The sequence below is a fragment of the Streptomyces sp. TS71-3 genome, assembly GCF_018327685.1.
GTDB lineage: Bacteria > Actinomycetota > Actinomycetes > Streptomycetales > Streptomycetaceae > Streptomyces.
Genome location: NZ_BNEL01000003.1, coordinates 2,048,485 through 2,065,987, shown reverse-complemented (window position 1 = coordinate 2,065,987; position 17,503 = coordinate 2,048,485). Strand labels below are relative to the sequence as shown.

The window sequence follows — 17,503 nt, the reverse complement described above, 5'->3', positions numbered from 1 at the left end:
GAGGTCATCGTTCACCGGCTCCCGTTCTCGAAGTCGTCATCACCGCGGCCGTCATCACCGCGGCCGTCGTCGGCCGCGTCATCGCCGAAGCCGGCAACGTCCTCGCCGAAGCCGTTCTCGAAGTCGTCGAGGTCGTCCTGCGTCACCGTCACCAGGGAGAGGTCGGACGGAGTGAGGCCGCCGGCCGGGGCGTCGCCGGCATGCCGGACGAGGCCGTGCAGCGCCTGCTCCCAGAGGCCGAACAGCCGGTCCGCCTCTGCCTGCTCCAGGAACCGCTCCGGCCAGGCCGCGGACAGGTGGAGCCGGGGGCCGTCGTCGCCGTCCACGGCGCAGGCGTTGATCTCCAGTCCGAAGGCCGCGGGACGTGCGCCGTCCGGGGGCACCCGGAGCATGGGTGCCTCGGGCGCCAGCTCCCAGGCCGTCGAGGCGGACGCGGAGAACCGGCCGAGGTAGTTGAAGGCGACCTGCGGCTGGGGCAGCTTCTCCAGGGCCGCCGCGGTGTCCGGGTTGAGGTACCGCAGCAGGCCGTGGCCGAGACCGCCCCCCGGCACGGCGCGGAGCTGCTCCTTGACGCGTTTGAGCGCCGTGCCCGCCGCCGGGCCGCCGGACAGCGCCTCGCCGATGTCGAGCTGCGCCACGGCGACGGCCACCGGGTGGTAGGCGGTGAACCAGCCCACCGTGGAGGAGAGGTCGACGTCCTCGGCGACGTCCTCCGCGCGCCCGTGTCCCTCGACGCCCACGAGCAGGGGCCCGGCCTGCTCGCCGCGCTCCTGCCACCAGGCCGCCACCGCGACCGCGAAGGAGGAGAGCAGCACATCGGACACCGCGGCCCGCCAGGCGCCGGGCACCGACGTCAGCAGCGGCGCGCAGACGTCGGGGGGCAGCACCGCGGTGTGCTCCCGGACGCTCCGCGCGGTGTCGCGGACCGGGTCGAGGGCGCGGTCGGCAAGAGGCCGCGTCCCGGCCGGCAGCGCGGTCCACCACGGCAGCTCGCGCAGCCGCTCCGGGCGACGGGCCTCCCCGGCCAGGAGCGTGCTCCAGCGGCGGAACGAGGTGCCCGCACGCCCCGGCGGGGCCGTGCCGGAGCGGACGGCGCGCCATGCCTCGGCCAGGTCGGTGCCGATGATCCGCCAGGACACGCCGTCGACGGCCAGGTGGTGGGCGACGAGCAGCAGCCGGCCCTCGGATCCGGGGCCCGCGTCGAACCAGTGGGCGCGCAGCACCCGCCCGGCCGCCGGGTCGAGGCGTGCGGCCTCCGCGGCCACCTGCTCGTCGAGGACGCCTGGTGGCAGCCCGGTGCCGGGGACTCGTGTCACGGCCAGCAGGTCGGCCGCGCTCACGGTGCCCTCGGCCGGCACGACCAGCCGGGAGCCGCCTTCGGGGGCGGTCACCAGCCGGGCGCGGAGCATGGCGTGCCGGTCGATCAGGGACTGGAGGACGGCGGTGGTCCCGTCACGTGTCAGGTCCGGCGGGGTGACCAGCAGGACGGCCTGGGCGAGTCCCCCGTGGGAACCCGTCGAGTCCGCGGTCCAGCGCATGACGGGAGTGAGGGCGGCCTCGCCCGTCGGGTCGTCCGCGAGGGTGCGCGGGGCCGCCGCCGTGTCGGTGGCCGCCGCGGCCAGTCCGGCGGGGGTCGGCGACTGGAAGACCTGCCGCGGGCTGATGCCGAGGCCCGCCCTGCGTGCCAGGGTCACCAGCCTGATGGAGACGATGCTGTCGCCGCCCAGCTCGAAGAAGTTGCCGTCCACATCCACCCGGTCGAGCCCCAGCACCTCGCCGAAGAGCGCGCAGAACCGCCGCTCACGCTCGTCCGCGGGATCCCGCGTCGGCCCGGCGGCAACGGGGCTCGGGGCGGGCAGGCCCGCGCGGTCCACCTTGCCGGAGGGCAGCAGGGGAAAAGCGTCCAGGACGGTGAGGGTGAGCGGCACCATGTGCTCGGGCAGCCGCTCCCGCAACCAGGCGCGCAACCCGGCCCCGAACTCCTCATCGGTGCGGGCGTCCTGCTCCCCGTCCCCGACCTTGACGCAGTAGCCGGCCAGCCGCTTGACGCCAGGGGTGTCGGTGCGGACCACCACGACGGCGCGGCGCACCGCCGGGTGCTGTTCGAGGACGGCCTCGATCTCCTCCAGCTCGACGCGCATGCCGCGGATCTTCACCTGGTTGTCGGCGCGGCCGAGGAACTCAAGAGTGCCGTCCCGCTGCCACCGCACCAGGTCCCCGGTGCGGTAGAGCCGCCCGCCGGGCGGGCCGAACGGGTCGGCGACGAAGTGGTCGGAGGTGCGGCGCGGGTCGCCCACATAGCCACGGCCGAGGTACACGCCCCCGGCGTACAGCTCGCCCGGCACCCCGATCGGCACGGGCTCCAGGCGTTCGCCGAGCACGTAGAGGCGGGTGTTGCCGTTCGGCCGGCCGATGGAGACGGCACTGCGGAGGGCGTCGCCGCGGTACACGACGTGGCTGACGCCGATGGTGGCCTCCGCGGGCCCGTAGCCGTGGTACATCACCGCGCGGCTGGCCGTGCGGAAGCGGGCGAACAGTTCGGGGGTGAGCACCTCGCCGCCGCACCACACATGCTTCAGGGAGTGTGCCCGGGCGGCGAAGCCGGGCTGTTCGAGGAGGAGGTCGAGCATGGAGGAGACCAGGTAGGTGAAGGTGATCCGGTGCCGTTCGACCGTCTTCAGGAGGTAGTCGGCGTCGCGCTCGCCGCCCGGCTCCGCGACCACCACACGCCCGCCGTGCACCAGCGGCAGGAAGACCTCGTTGATGGAGATGTCGAAGCTGAGGGGTGCCTTGAAGAGGGCGGCGTCCGCCGTGCCGAAGCCGAGCAGGACGCGCTGCCACAGCAGCCGGTGGGCGATGGCCCGGTGCCTGATCATGGCACCTTTGGGGACCCCCGTGGACCCGGAGGTGTGGATGACGTAGGCGAGGCCCTCGGGATCGACGTGGACGCCCGGGTTCGCGGCGTCCGCTCCCTCGGGCGGCGGTGCGTCCAGGTCGACCGCGACGAGGGGCGGGGCGCCGTCGCCGAGCACGTCGCTCAGGGCCGGGCCCGAGCCGTCATCGGGGCGTCCGGTCACCGCCGTCATGGCCGTGCCCCGGCAGATCCCGGCGATGCGGCGGGCCGGCCAGGCGGGCTCCAGGGGGACGAAGGCTCCACCGGCCTTGAGGACGGCGAGCAGGGCGACCACCATCTCGACGGAGCGCTCCAGATGGATGCCGACGCACCGCTCCGGCCCGACGCCGAGGTCCCGCAGCCGCCGGGCGAGCCCGTTGGCGCGGGCGTTCAGTTCGGCGTAGGTGAGGCGCCGCCCGTCCGGGATGCCGTCCTCCACGGCCGTGAGGTCCGGCGTCGCGGCGGCCTGCTCCTCGAAGAGCGCGGTGAGCGTGGTGGCGGGCATGGGGTGAGCGGTGTCGTTGAACTCGTCGAGCAGCAGCGCACGCTCACGCGGGGTGAGCACGTCGGCGGCGCCCACCGGCCGGTCGGGGTGCCGGGCCAGCTCCTCGACCAGCCGGCCGAGCCGGCCGGCCAGGTCCTCGGCGGTGCCGTGGTCGTACAGATCGGTGCTGTACACCAGGGAGCCGTCGATCCCACCGCCGTCCGGCCGCTCGAAGAGGTGCACGGCCAGGTCGGTCTTGGCGGTGTGGAAGTCGACGCGGTGCGCGGTGAGGGCGAGCCCGGCGAAGTCCCTGGCGTCCGCGGGCGCCTGCTGGTGGGCCAGCATCACCTGGAACAGCGGGTGGCGTCCCGTGGAGCGGGTCGGCGCGAGGGCGTCCACGAGGCGTTCGAAGGGCAGGTCCTGGTGGGCGAAGGCGTCGACGTCGGCCTCCCGCACCCGGGCCAGCAGCTCGCGGAAGGTCGGGTCGCCGGAGATGTCGGTGCGCAGCACCAGCGTGTTGACGAAGAGGCCCACGAGGGAGTCGGCGGCGGGGTCGGTGCGGCCGGCGACGGGGGTGCCCAGCGGGATGTCGTCGCCCGCGCCCAGCCGGCCGAGGAGGACGGCCACGGCGGCCTGGAGCGCCATGAAGACGGTGGCGCCCGTCTCGGCGGCCAGGCTCCGCAGGCCCTGGTGGACCCGCGTGCCGAGGGTGAAGTCCACCACGCCCGCACCGTGGCCGAAGACGGCGGGGCGGGGCCTGTCGAGGGGCAGTTGCAGTTCCTCGGGCAGCCCTTCGAGGCGCCGCCGCCAGAACGCGAGCTGCTGCCCTGCCAGGCTGCCCGGGGCCTCGTCGTCGAGCAGGCTCCGCTGCCAGAGCGTGTGGTCCGCGTACTGCGCAGGCAGCGGCGCCCACTCTGGGGCGACGCCGCGCGCCCTTGCCTCGTAGGCCGCCTGGAGATCGCGCAGCAGCGGCTCCTCGGACCAGCCGTCCGTGGCGATGTGGTGGACGAGCAGCAGCAGGACGTGCATGTCGGGGGCCAGGACGCACAGGGTGGCCCGCACCGGTATCTCGCCGTCCAGTGCGAAGCAGTGTCCGGCCGCCTCGCGCAGCACCGCACCGGCGTCCTCGGCGGCCACTGGCACCACGGTGAACGGCACCCTGGCGTCCCGTGGGTCGAGGACCGCCTGCCGGGGGGTGCCGTCGTCGTCGGGGAAGACGGTGCGCAGCGCCTCGTGGCGGGCGACGACGTCGTTCAGCGCCGCTTCCAGGGCGGTGGCGTCGAGCGGGCCGCTGAGGCGCATGGCCGTGGGGATGTTGTAGGTCGGGCTGGGACCTTCGAGGCGGTGCAGGAACCAGATCCTGGCCTGCGCCGAGGAGAGCGGCACGCGGGCGGGGCGCGGTCCCGGCCGCAGCGCGGGCAGCGGCGGGGCGCCGGATGCGAGCAGCGGGGCGAGGCCCGCCGCGGTGGGGTGGTCGAAGACGGCGCGCAGGGGGACGACCGCGCCCAGCTCGGACCGGACGCGGGCGACCAGCCGGGTGGCCAGGAGCGAGTGGCCGCCGAGCGCGAAGAAGTCGTCGTGGACACCGAGGTCCGGCACGCGCAGCAGGTCGCCGAGGAGGCGGAGCAGCGAGGCCTCCGCCCTGGTGCGGGGCGCGGTGCCGGTGGTGAGGGCCGCCGGATCGGGAGCGGGCAGGGCAGCGCGGTCCAGCTTGCCGTTGGGGGTCAGCGGCAGCGCGTCGAGGACGACGACGGTGGACGGCAGCAGGTGCTCGGGAAGCGCGGCGGCGAGGTCGCGCCTGGCTCCCAGCGGATCCAGCGCGGCTCCCGGCCGCGGCACGGCGTAGGCGACCAGTTGCGCCTCGCCGCGCGGGTCCGCGCGGACGGTCACGGCGGCCTGGGAGACATCAGGCAGGGCGGCCACGGCGGCCTCGGCCTCACCGGGCTCGACCCGGAAGCCGCGGATCTTGACCTGGTCGTCGGACCTGCCGAGGAACTCCAGCGCCCCGGACGGGGTCCAGCGGACCAGGTCGCCGGTGCGGTAGAGCCGGCCGCCCGGGGGCCCGAACGGGTCCGCGACGAACCGCTCGGCGGTCAGCCCGGGACGGTTCAGGTAGCCGCGTGCCACCTGGATGCCCCCCAGGTACAGCTCTCCGGGCACCCCCGGCGGCACCGGCCGCAGCAGGGCGTCCAGTACCAGGGCACGGGTGTTCCACACCGGCCGGCCGATCGGCACGGTGCCGGCGGCCGACCCGGTGCCCTCGGCGCACGGCCACGCCGTGACGTCCACCGCGGCCTCGGTGGGGCCGTACAGGTTGTGCAGGGCGGTGCCGTCGAGCAGGCGGGCGCAGCGCTCGGCGAGCTCGGTGGGCAGGGCCTCGCCGCTGCACACCACCTGGCGCAGTACGCCGCGGACCTGCCCGGCCTCGGGTGCGTCGAGGAAGGCGCGCAGCATCGATGGCACGAAGTGGGCGGTGGTGACGCGGCGTTCGCGGATGAGCGCGGCGAGGTGGCCGGGGTCGCGGTGCTCGCCGGGGCGGGTCAGCACGAGGCTTGCGCCCGTGATCAGGGGCCAGAAGAACTCCCAGACGGACACGTCGAAGCCGGCCGGGGTCTTCTGCAGGACGCGGTCGTCGGGCCCGAGGTTCAGGGCTGACTGCATCCACAGCAGCCGGTTGACGACGGCGGCGTGCGGCACGACCACGCCCTTGGGCCGGCCGGTGGAGCCGGAGGTGTGGATGACGTAGGCCGGGTGGTCGGGCGTGAGCGGGGCGATGCGGTCGGTGTCGGTGAGCGGTCCGCCGTCCTGCGCTGCGGCGCGCTCGCGTACCGCGGGGTCGTCGAGCAGCAGCACCGGGGAGTCGTGCGGGGGCAGTGCCTCGGCGGTGGCCGTGGTGGTGAGCAGCAGCGCGGGGGCGGTGTCCTCGATCAGCAGCGCCAGCCGCTCGGCGGGGTGGTCGGTGTCGAGCGGCACGTAGGCGGCGCCGGCCTTGAGCACCGCGAGCAGGGCCGTCACGAGGTCGGGGCCGCGTTCCAGCGCCACGGCCACCCGCCGCTCGGGGCCGGCTCCCGAGGCCACGAGGATGCGCGCGAGGCGGTTGGCGCGCGCGTGCAGGGTGGCGTGGTCGAGGGGCGTGCCGTCGGCGGAGCCGTCGTCGAGCAGGAGTGCCGGGGAGCCGGGTGTCCGTGCGGCCCCCGCGTCGAGCAGGGCGGTGAGGGTGGTGGCGGGCACGGGGTGGGCGGTGGCGTTCCACTCGCCGGTGACGCGCCGCTCCTGCGTGCCGTCCATCAGGGGCAGGGCCGAGACGGGGCGTTCGGGTGCGGCGAGCGCGGCGTCGAGGAGTGTCTGAAGGCGGTTCAGCAGCGCGTCGACGGTGTCCGCGGTGAACAGGCTGCTGCGGTAGGTGGCCTCGATGCGCAGGAGCCCTCCGGTGAGGAAGGCCTCCAGGGACAGGTCGAACTGGGTGGTGTCGTTGTGCACCGTCTCCCACTCGGTGCTCACCGACGGAAACCGGGGCCCGTCGAGCCCCTGGGTGAGGAAGAGAAGCATGACGTCGAAGTAGACGGCGCGCCCGGGGTGCCGCCGGGGCCGCAGCTGCTCCACCAGCCGGTCGAACGGCATGTCCTGGTGGGCGTATCCGTCGGTGCACACCCGGCGCACCCGCTCGACCAGTGCGGCGAACCCGGGGTCGCCGGCCAGGTCGGTGCGGAGGACGAGGGTGTTGCCGAAGTTGCCGACGAGCCCTTCCAGGCCGGGCAGTTCGCGGTTCATGCCGGCGGAGCCGATGGGGATGTCGGTGGCGCCGGTGTGCCGGTGCAGCAGCGCGGCGAGGCCCGCGAGGAGGACCATGAAGGGGGTGGCGCCGGCGTCGCGCGCGAAGGCGGTGAGCCGGCCGGTGAGTTCGGCGGGCAGGGTGCGGGCGCGGCGCCCGCCCTCCTCCGCGGGCCGCGCCTCGCGTGGGAAGTCGGTGGGCAGGGCGAGGGGCGCCGGGGGCGGCATCAGCGTGCCCCGCCAGTGGTCGAGGTGGCCGGCCAGGCGCTCGTCGGTGAAGGTCTCCCGCTGCCAGCGCGCGAAGTCGGGGTACTGCACGGGCAGGGGCCCGAGCCCGTCGCCGCCGCCCGTGAGGGCCGCACGGTACAGGGCGCTGAGGTCGTCGGAGAGCGCGCGGAAGGTGCCGCCGTCCCAGGCGATGTGGTGCACCGTCAGGACGAGCGTGTGGTCCTCGGCCGCCCGGCGGAGCAGGAGGACGCGCAGCGGGTGGACGGCGGCGAGATCGAAGGGCGTGGCCGCGGCGGTGCGTGCCAGGTCCGCGGCGCGGTGGTCCTGCTCCTCCTCCAGGAGGCCGTCCAGGGCTTCGGTGTCGAAGACGAGGGCCGGCTCCGGATCGATGATCTGCTCCGGGGTGCCGTCGCCGCCGGCGCGGTAGCGGGTGCGCAGCACCTCGTGTCGCCCGGCCAGGGCGTGGAAGGCGGCGCGCAGCGCGGCGGTGTCCAGGGGGCCGCGCAACCGGATGGCGAGGCAGACGTTGTACGCCGGGCTGGCGGGTGCGAGCTGCTGGAGCAGCCACATCCGCGACTGGGCGAACGACAGCGGCAGCGGCCCCGCGCCCGCCGGCCGGCGCGGAATCCGCTCGGAGTGGTCCTGCGCGCCGGCGAGGCCGGCCGCCGCCAGCCGGCGGCGCATCAGCTCGCGCCTGCGGGCGGCCAGGTCACCGGTGGCCGCCGCGGATGTCTCGGTCACTGGTCTCCGCCTTTCAGCAGCACATCGAGGGAGATGTCCCACAGCTCGGTGAGCCGTCGGACCCGCGTGTCGTCCAGGAGGCGCTCCGGCCACTGCCAGCAGACCCGGAGAACCGGTCCTTCGGCGCCCGGCTCGTCGCTGATCACCGCGTCGACGACGAGGGGGTGGGAGGCGGGCATGTCCGGGTCGGCGCCGCTGCCCATGGCGCCGGTCTCCGGCGCGCTGGTGAACACGGCCGCGTCGGCGGTGCGGCGACGTTCGGCCACCGCCATCCGGCCCAGGTAGTTGAACTCGATCTGGGGGGCGGGGAGTGCGGCGAGCTCGGCGGCGGTCGTGGGGTTGAGGTGGCGCAGCAGGCCGTAGCCGATGCCCTTGCCGGGCAGTGCGGCGAGCCGGTCGTGCACCTGCCGGACCAGCGCGGTGCCGGGCGCCGCGGCCGGGTCGAGCCGCACGGGGAAGACGCTGGTGAACCAGCCGAGCGTGGCCGACAGGTCGGCGCCGGGCAGCAGGTCCTCCTCGCGGCCGTGGCCCTCCAGGTCGACGAGCACCGGGGCGCCGTCGCCGGCACCGCTCTCCTCGCGCCACGCGGAGACGGCACGGGCCAGCGCGGCGAGCAGCACGTCCTGCACGGGCCCCGCGGCGAGCCGGGCCGTGGTGTCCGGGTCCGCCGTGCTCCACACGCGGCGCACGGTGGCGCGGGTGTCCACCCCGGGGTCCAGGGGGCCGTTGCCGAGAGGTGGCTCGTCGTGCGCGAGGGCTTCCTTCCACAGGGCGAGTTCGGCGGTGCGGGACGGGGACCGTGCCTCCTCGTGCAGCGCTCGCGCCCAGGTGCGGAAGCTGGTGCCCGGCACGGACAGCGGTCGGCCCTCCCAGGCGGCGGCCAGGTCGGAGACCAGGACCGACCACGAGGCCGCGTCGGCGGCGAGGTGGTGCAGGACGACCAGGAGCCGGCCCTCGCGGGTCGGGCCCGCGTCGAACCACAACAGGCGTGCCACCGCGCCGGATGCCGGGTCCAGCTCGGCGACCAGGTCGTCGAAGGCGTCCGGTACGAGGGTGCCCATCGCCGTGTGGTCGAGTTCCCGCGCGTCGACGCGCCGCAGGCAGGCCGTGGCCGGGACCGCACCGGGGGGCGCCGCGTGCAGGCGCCAGGCGCCGTCGTCGGCGAGCGTGAGCGTCGCCCGCAGCAGGTCGTGCCGGTCGAGGACGGCCTGCACGATGCCGTGCAGGCGCGCGAGGTCGAGCCCGGCCGGTGTCCTGAGGAACCGTGCCTGGCTCAGGCCCCGGACGGGGCCGCCGCGCCCGGTGAGCCAGCTCAGCATCGGGGTGAGCGGGATGTCGCCGCTGCCGGTGTCGGGGCCGGGGTCCCCCGGCGGCTGCCGGGTCACGGTGGCGGCGAGGGGGGCGAGGCCGGCGACGGTGGGCTGCTCGAACACGTCGCGCGGGGAGATCCGCAGCCCGGCCGCGCGGGCCTGGCTGACCAGCCGCATGGAGACGATGCTGTCGCCGCCGAGCGCGAAGAAGCTGTCGTGCACCCCGATCTCGTCCAGGCCGAGCACCTCGGCGAAGAGCGCGGCGAGGCGTCGCTCGCCCTCGTCGCGCGGCTGCTGTGCGGAGGGCCCCGCCGTCCGGGACGGGGCGGGCAGCGCGGCGGTGTCGAGCTTGCCGTTGAGGGTGAGCGGGAAACCGACGACCGTGACGAACGCCGACGGCACCATGTAGTCGGGCAGCACGCCGGCCACGGCGCGACGCAGCAGTTCGGCCGTCTGATCGGCGGGCGGCGCCCCGGGAGCGGGCACCACGTAGGCGACGAGGCGGCGTACTCCGGGGGTGTCCTCGCGGACCACCACCGCTGTGCGCTCGATCTGTGGGCTGCCGAGCAGCACGGCCTCGATCTCGCCGGGCTCGACCCGGTAGCCGCGGATCTTCACCTGGTCGTCCACGCGGCCCAGGCACTCGACGAGGCCGTCCGCGCTCCACCGTGCGAGGTCTCCGGTGCGGTACATCCGGGCGCCGGGCGTGCCGGCGAAGGGGTCGGCCACGAAGCGGCCCGCGGTGGTGCCGGGCCGGCCGAGGTAGCCGCGGGCCAGGCCCGCGCCGGCGATGTAGAGCTCGCCCTCGACACCGACGGGGACCGGGTTCAGGTGGCCGTCGAGGACGTAGAGGCGGGCGCCGGCGACGGGGCGGCCGATGGCGGGCCCCTCGCTGAGGGAGAGGTCGCAGTCGGCGGAGTCGACAGTGCACTCGGTGGGCCCGTACAGGTTGTGGACGCTCAGCCCCCGCTCCGTGCGCAGCGTGTGCCACAGGTCGGGCGGCACGGCCTCGCCGCCGACGCCCAGCACCTTCAGCTCGCCGCGCCAGCCGCGCTGCGCGACAAGTTCGCCGAGCAGGGACGGCGACAGCTCGATGAACTCGATGCCGTGTCCGGCGAGGAAGGCGCGCAGCCGTGCCGGGTCGCGGCGCACGTCCTCGGGCACCAGGTGCAGTTCATGCCCCGCGAACATCCAGAGCATCGGCTGCCAGGAGGCGTCGAAGGCGGTGGGCCAGGCGTGCCCGACCCGCAGCGGCCGCCCGCCCACCGTGCGCGAGGCCGGTGCGAAGAGGGCGTCGTGGTGCGCCGCGAAGAGGTTGGCGATGGCGCGCTGCGGCACCACCACGGCCTTCGGGCGGCCGGTGGACCCCGAGGTGTAGATGACGTAGGCGGGGTGCTCGGGCAGCAGGGGCGCCCGGCGGTCCGCGTCGGTGAGGTCGCGGCCGTCCGCCTCGGCGAGAGCGCGCCCGGTGTCCGGGTCGTCGACCAGGAGCACCGGTGTGCCGTCGAGCGCGTCAGGGCCCGGCACGGTGGCGGTGGCGGCGAGCACCGCGACGGACCGGGCGTCTGCGAGCATGCCGGCGATGCGCCCGGCGGGCCAGGCGGGATCGAGGGGCAGGTAGGCGGCGCCCGCCTTCTGCACCGCGAGGAGCGCGGTGAGGGTGTCGGGGACGGGCGGCAGCGCCAGGGCGACGATCTTCTCGGGGCCCGCCCCCCTGGCGACGAGGAGCCGGGCCAGCCGGTTGGCCGCGGTGTTCAGCTCGGCGAAGGTCAGCCGCCGCCCGTCCCCGACGACCGCGACGGCGTCGGGGGTGCGCGCCGCCTGCGCCTGGAACACCTCCGGCATGGTGGTGGCCGTGGCCGGCGCCCGCCCGCCCGTGCCCGCGGCGAGCAGCGCGCCGCGCTCGGCGGGGTCGAGGGCGTCCAGGGCCGCGAGCGGTGTGTCGGGTGCCGCGAGGAGGGCGCCCGCCAGCCGCTCGAAGCGCCCGGCGATGCGCTCCACCTCGGTACGCGTGTAGGCGTCGGGGCGGAATTCGAGGACGACGGAGAGGTGCCGCTCGTCCAGCACCGCGAGGGTGAGCGGGTAGTGGGTGGCGCCGCTGCCCGTGACGTCCGTGATCCGCAGTCCTGACGCGGCCTCGGCAGCCGAGACGGCCCCCTTGTCGATCGGGTAGTTCTCGAAGACGAGGAGGGTGTCGAAGAGGTCGCCCGTGGCGGCGTGGCGCTGGATCTCGGTGAGCCCCAGGTACTGGTGGTCCATCAGCCGGGACTGCTCGTCCTGGAGCCGGCGCAGGAAGGTGCCCGCGCTCTCGCCGGGCGGCAGGGACACCCGGACCGGCACGGTGTTGATGAACAGGCCGATCATGGTGTCGACGCCGGTCAGTTCGGGCGGCCGTCCCGCCACGGTGGCGCCGAAGACCACGTCCTGACGGCCGGTGAGCCGGGCCAGCAGCAGAGCCCAGAGGCCCTGCACCACGGTGTTGGCGGTGACACCGCGGCTCCTGGCCAGGGCCCTGAGCGCGTCGGTCGTCTCCTGGCCGAAGGTCAGGGTGTGCAGCTCCGGCGTGACCGGTACGGGCCCCACTGCGCGCGGCGCGAGCATCGTGGGCGCGGCCCCGGCCAGCGCCTCGCGCCAGGCACGTCCCGACGCCTGGCTGTCCCGCGAGGCCAGCCAGGCGAGGAAGTCGCGGTAGGGGCGCACGGCGGGCGGCGGCGGACAGCGCTCGGGGGCGATCCGGGCCGCGTACAGCTGGAGAAGTTCGCGCACCAGCAGGGGCACGGACCAGCCGTCCAGGAGGAGGTGGTGGTTGGTGATCACCAGCAGCCACCGGTCCCCGCCGAGCGCGGCCAGCGTGAGGCGCAGCAGCGGGGGGCTCGTGAGGTCGAAGCGCGCGGTGGCGTCCGCGGCGGTCAGGCGGGCCAGCTCGGCCTCGCGCTCGTCCGCGGTGACGGCGCCGAGGTCGGCCTGCCTCCAGTCGAGCGCGGTCTCCTTCAGCACGACCTGGACCGGATCGTCCACGTCCTCGTGGAGGAAGGCGCTGCGCAGGTTGGCGTGGCGCGCGAGCAGTTCGCCCGCCGCCGAGCGCAGCACCTCGGGCCGCAGCGGGCCCTCCATCCCGACCAGCGACTGCATGGTGTAGACGTCCTGCGCGCCCTCGTCGAAGAGGGCGTGGAACAGCAGGCCCTGCTGGAGCGGGGACAGCGGCAGGACGTCCTCCACCAGGGAGTCGCCGCCCGCCCCTCCGGGCTCCTGGCTCATCGGGCCCACCTCGCCTTGATGGTGTCGAGCTGCGTGCTGCTGAGGGCCACCAGGGGTGCGGTGGGCGCCGTGAACTCCCCGGTGCGCGTGTCCTCGGTGTCCTTGGTGTCCCGGTCGGCCAGCAGGGCGGCGAGGCCGGCCGGGGTGCGCCCGGTGAACACGTCCCGGGGGGAGAGCATGAGGCCGGCCCTGCGGGCGCGGTCGGAGAGCCGCACGGAGACGATGCTGTCGCCGCCCAGCTCGAAGAAGTCGTCGTTGACGCCGACCCGGCTGCGGTCGAGCACGTCGGCGAAGAGCGCGCACAGTGTCGTCTCCGCCGTGCCGCGCGGTGGCTCGTAGGCGCCGCCGGGGGTGGTGCCGGGCGCGGGCAGGGCCCGGCGGTCGAGCTTTCCGCTGGGGGTGTGCGGCAGCGCGTCGAGCACCACGACGGCGGAGGGCACGAGGTGGTCGGGGAGGTGTCCGGCGAGTGCGCGGCGGACCGCGGCGGGCTCGGGGGCGGCGCCCCGCTCCTCGGGGGTGGGGCCCCGCTCCGGCACCACGTAGGCGACGAGTTGCCGCGCTGGTCCCGCTCCGTGCCGCCGTGCGACGACGGCGGCGCGGGCGATGCCCGGCAGGGCGCGCAGTGCCGCCTCCACCTCGCCGGGCTCGACCCTGAAGCCCCTGATCTTGACCTGGTCGTCGGCCCTGCCGAGGAACTCCACGGTGCCGTCCGCGCGCTGCCGCGCCAGGTCGCCGGTGCGGTACATACGGCTGCCGGGCGGCCCGTAGGGGTCGGCGGTGAACCGTTCCGCGGTGCGGGCCGCACGGCCCAGGTAGCCGCGTGCGACGCCGGCGCCTGCGAGGTACAGCTCGCCGACCGCGCCGGGAGGCACCGGGCGGAGGAACGCGTCGAGCACGTGGACGCGCGTGCGGGCGAGCGGGCGGCCCAGCGGGACGGGACCGTCGCCGTCACCGGCGCCGCAGGTGTGGACGAGGCTGTCGCCGGCCGCCTCCGAGCAGCCGTAGAGGTTGACGAGACGGGCCCGGGGCCAGCGGGCGGCGAGCGCCCGTGCCAGCTCCCCGGAGAGCGGCTCACCGCTCGACACCCACGTGCGCACGGAGCCGAAGGTGCCCTCCGGGGCGGATTCGGCCAGCACGGCAAGGAGGCTGGGGACGGCGGTCAGCAGGGCCGCCCCGTGGCGGTCGGCCAGCGCGGCGAGTGCCACGGGGTCGCCGGTGTCCGCGTCGTCGGCGAGCACCACGGCCTCGCCCACGACCAGGGCGCCCAGCAGTTCGGTCAGTCCGTCGATGAAGCTGAGCGGGCTCTTGGCCATACGGGGGCCGCTGCCGCCGGCGGTCAGCTCGCGGCCCCACGCCAGCCGGTTGGCGAGGCCGCGCTGGGTGCCGACGACGCCCTTGGGGCGGCCCGTGGAGCCGGAGGTGAAGATGACGTACCCGGCGTGGTCAGGGGCCAGGGCGGGGCGGTCGGGGCGGCCGCGTCCGGGCGGTGGCGCGGTGTCAGGGGGGCACACCAGGTGGGGCGCGACGCCGAGCGTGGCTGCTGTCCCAGGTGCGCAGACGACGGTGTGGGGCGCCGCGTCGCCGAGCATCAGGGCGATGCGCTCGGGCGGGTAGCCCGGGTCGAGTGGCAGCACGGCGGCCCCGGCCTTGAGGACGGCGAGCAGGGCCACCACCAGGTCGGCCCCGCGGGGCAGGGCCACGGCGACCACGGAGTCGGGTGCGGCGCCGCGCGCGGTGAGCGCGGCGGCCAGCCGGTCGGCCCTGGCGTCGAGTTCGGCGAAGGTGAGGGAGGTGCCGCGGTGGTGCAGGGCGGCCGCGTCCGGGGTGCGGGCGGCCTGTTCCTCGAACAGCCCGCGGACCGTGGCGTGGGGCAGCGGCCGTTCGGCGCGCTCGGCGCGCTCCTTGAGGGTCCGGTGCTCGGCCGCGGTGAGCAGGTCGAGCCGGGCGACGGGCCGCGCGGGGTCCTCGCCGAGCGTCCGTATCAGGCGGGTCAGCCGCTCGGCGAGTGCGGCCACCGCGGGACGGTCGAGGACGGTGGGGCGGTGCCCGAAGGTGAGGGTGAGCCGGGTGCCGGGCAGGGCCGTGAGGGTGAGGGGGTAGTGGGTGGCGTCCCGTACCTGGACGCCGGTCATCCGCAGGCCGGCGGGGTCCAGCGCGCGGGCGATGCCGTCGTCGTCGATCGGGTAGCTCTCGAACACCAGCAGGGTGTCGAAGAGCGCGGGGTGGCCCGCGGCGCGCTGGATCTCGGCGAGGCCCAGGTGCCGGTGGTCCAGGAGGGCGGACTGCTCGGACTGCACCCGTGCGAGCAGGTCGGCCAGCGGCTCGTCGGGGCGCAGCCGCACCCGCACCGGCAGGGTGTTGATGAACAGGCCCACCATGGACTCGATGCCGGGTATCTGCGCGTCGCGTCCGGAGACGGTGGCGCCGAGGACCACGTCGCGGCGTCCGGTGAGCGCGCCGAGCAGCACCGCCCACAGGCACTGGAGCGCCGTGCTGACGGTGACTCCGCAGGCCCGGGCCGCGGTGGTGAGCGCCGCGGTCTCCTCCTCGGAGAGGCGCAGGACGAACTGCTCGGGCCGCTCGGCCGTCCCCTGCCAGGCTCCCGCGGCGAGCGTCGCCGGCTCGTCGAGGCCTTCGAGGGCCGCGCGCCAGGCCTCCCGCGCGGCCTCCGCGTCCTGGCGGGCGAGCCAGGCGAGGTAGTCGCGGTACGGGTGCACGCGGGGCAGGGCTGCCCGGTCGCCGCCTGAGCCGTAGAGCTGGAACAGCTCGCGCACCAGGACCGGGGCCGACCATCCGTCCCAGAGCAGGTGGTGAGAGGTGATCACCAGCCGGTGGTCGCGCGCGCCGAGGGTCACCAGGTGGAACCGGACCAGGGGCGGCCGCATCAGGTCGAACCGCTCGTCCCCGCCGTCGGCCTGGATCCGCGCGAACGCCTCCTCGCGCTCACGGGGCATCAGGGCGCTCAGGTCCGTGGTGCGCCAGTCGGCGGCGACGGCGGACCTGACCACCTGCACAGGACGGCCGGAACGCTGCGTGCGGAAGGCGGCGCGCAGGTTCGCGTGCCGGGCGAGTAGGGCGTCGGCGGCCGTGCGCAGCCGCGCGGCGTCCAGGGAACCGTCGAGGGCGATGGTGGTCCGGCCCGTGTAGACGTCCATGGCGCCCCGGTCGTACCAGGCGTGGAAGAGCATGCCCTCCTGCATCGGCGACAGCGGGAGGACGTCCTCCACGCGCGCGCGGGCGGCCATCAAGAGCCGGCCCGGCGCATGGCGTCCGCCAGGCTGCGCGGGCGCATGTCCGTCCAGTGCCGCTCGATGTACTCCAGGCAGGCACCTCTGCCGTCCGGGCCGTGCGCGCTTCGCCAGCCGTCCGGCACCGGCGCGAAGTCGGGCCACAGGGAGTACTGGTCCTCGTCGTTGACCAGGACGCGGAAGACGCCGTCCTCGTCGTCGAACGGGTTGGCCATGCTAGTTGTCCTCCTGCTTCTCGGACCGGTCGCCCGGGTGCCGCGCGGCCACGTCGGTGAGGGCTCCGGAGAGCTGTCCGGGGACGCCGGGGACGGGCTGTGCCGGGTCGGCGCCGAGCGCGACGATCCTGTTGGCCTTGTCGACATGGACGACCCGGGGCCGGTGCCCGGCCAGTTCGGACGCGTCGAGCACGGCGAAGGTCATGACGATGACCAGGTGGCCCGGCTGGACGAGGTGGGCGGCCGCGCCGTTGACACCGATGACGCCGCTGCCCCGTTCGCCGGTGATGGCGTACGTGGTGAGGCGGGCTCCGTTCTCGATGTCGACGACCTGTACCGCCTCGCCCTCGACGATGCCAGCGGCGTCCATCAGGTCCTCGTCGATCGTCAGGGAACCCACGTAATGCAGGTCCGCCTGGGTCACGGTGGCGCGGTGGATCTTTCCGTTGAGCAAGGTGCGGTGCACCACTACCCCCTACCTGGATACTTAGGTGAGGCTAACCTAACTTAATATCAACCGAGGTGGAAGAACTCGATCAGCACGCGGTTCACGTCGTCGGGCCGCTCCAGATAGCCGTAGTGCCCGCAGCCTGCGATCTCCTGGTAGCGGGCCGTGGGGATCGCGGCGGCGACCTCGCGGCCCAGGTGCGGGGGCAGGGCCACGTCGTCCGCGAACCCGATCACCAGGCAGGGCACGTCGATCGCCCCGTAGGCGCCGAGCCGCCCCGAGGGGATCTCCAGATCCATCTGGGCGCGCACGCCCGGCCCGTCCGGCTGCGGCGAGAACGTGAACAGCTCCAGCCAGTCCCGCACCCGCGCGTCGTCGTCGAGCGTGCGCGGCGACAGGTTCCGCAGCGCACGGATCCAGGCGGCGTACCCGGGCGGCAGCACCATCTTGCTGTCGTGCAGCGCGCGCTCGGCGGCGGCCATGGCGGAGCGCATGGCGTCGGTGCGGCCCCGGGTGGCCATCAGGACGCCCTGCCGCACGGATCCGGGCCGGCTCAGCATCAGTTCCTGGACAATATGGGCACCGAGGGAGACACCGACGTACCGGCACGGCCCGAGGTCCAGGTGGTCGGCGAGACCGGCGGTGTCGGCCACCATGTCGTCGACGGTGAACCCATCGGGGCACTCGTCGCTCGGCGGTATGCCGCGGTTGTCGAAGGTGACGACCCGGTACCCGGCCCGTACGAGCGCCGGCACCTGGTGCAGGTGCCAGGCCCGCCCTCCGGCGCCCTGGCCCATCACCAGGACCACCGGCTCGCCGCGGCCGGTGTCCTCGTAGTGGAGCCTGATCCCGTTGATCCTCGCACTCGGCATGGGTCTCCCCGAAGGGGCCGAACGCCCCCTGTCGC

6 protein-coding genes are annotated in these 17,503 nt (G+C 75.2%); all 6 read right to left on the bottom strand.

Going from position 1 to position 17,503, the window contains the following annotated elements:
- Window positions 1-11 precede the first annotated feature (11 nt).
- Genes Sm713_RS32875 through Sm713_RS32850 form a run of 6 tightly spaced genes read right to left on the bottom strand, consistent with a single transcriptional unit; the run spans window position 12 to window position 17,468 of the window.
- Window positions 12-8,117 carry a non-ribosomal peptide synthetase gene (locus Sm713_RS32875; protein WP_212913610.1) on the bottom strand — a complete coding sequence of 2,702 codons (8,106 nt, stop codon included), beginning with the start codon at window positions 8,115-8,117 and terminating at the stop codon, window positions 12-14.
- A complete protein-coding gene (locus tag Sm713_RS32870; protein ID WP_212913609.1) occupies window positions 8,114-12,685 on the bottom strand; it encodes a non-ribosomal peptide synthetase in 4,572 nt (1,523 codons plus the stop codon). Before Sm713_RS32870 ends, Sm713_RS32875 begins: the two co-directional genes overlap by 4 nt.
- Window positions 12,682-15,930: a non-ribosomal peptide synthetase gene (locus tag Sm713_RS32865; protein WP_212913608.1), complete on the bottom strand. Its 3,249-nt coding sequence runs from the start codon at window positions 15,928-15,930 to the stop codon at window positions 12,682-12,684. The genes Sm713_RS32870 and Sm713_RS32865 overlap by 4 nt, the downstream gene beginning before the upstream one ends.
- Window positions 15,930-16,148, bottom strand: a complete 219-nt coding sequence (locus tag Sm713_RS32860; RefSeq protein ID WP_212913607.1) for an MbtH family protein — start codon at window positions 16,146-16,148, stop codon at window positions 15,930-15,932. Before Sm713_RS32860 ends, Sm713_RS32865 begins: the two co-directional genes overlap by 1 nt.
- Window position 16,149: 1 nt before the next feature.
- Window positions 16,150-16,614, bottom strand: a complete 465-nt coding sequence (gene panD, locus Sm713_RS32855) for an aspartate 1-decarboxylase (protein ID WP_212913606.1) — start codon at window positions 16,612-16,614, stop codon at window positions 16,150-16,152.
- Window positions 16,615-16,661: 47 nt separating this feature from the next.
- Window positions 16,662-17,468 (bottom strand): alpha/beta fold hydrolase, encoded by an 807-nt coding sequence (locus tag Sm713_RS32850; RefSeq protein WP_212913605.1) that lies wholly within the window; start codon window positions 17,466-17,468, stop codon window positions 16,662-16,664.
- Window positions 17,469-17,503 lie beyond the last annotated feature (35 nt).

Excerpts from the sequence above, each read along its gene's own strand:
- Sm713_RS32870 (WP_212913609.1), bottom strand. The coding sequence starts at position 12,685 with ATGAGCCAGGAGCCCGGAGGGGCGGGCGGCGACTCCCTGGTGGAGGAC.
- Sm713_RS32865 (WP_212913608.1), bottom strand. The coding sequence starts at position 15,930 with ATGGCCGCCCGCGCGCGCGTGGAGGACGTCCTCCCGCTGTCGCCGATG.
- Sm713_RS32860 (WP_212913607.1), bottom strand. The coding sequence starts at position 16,148 with ATGGCCAACCCGTTCGACGACGAGGACGGCGTCTTCCGCGTCCTGGTC.
- Sm713_RS32850 (WP_212913605.1), bottom strand. The coding sequence starts at position 17,468 with ATGCCGAGTGCGAGGATCAACGGGATCAGGCTCCACTACGAGGACACC.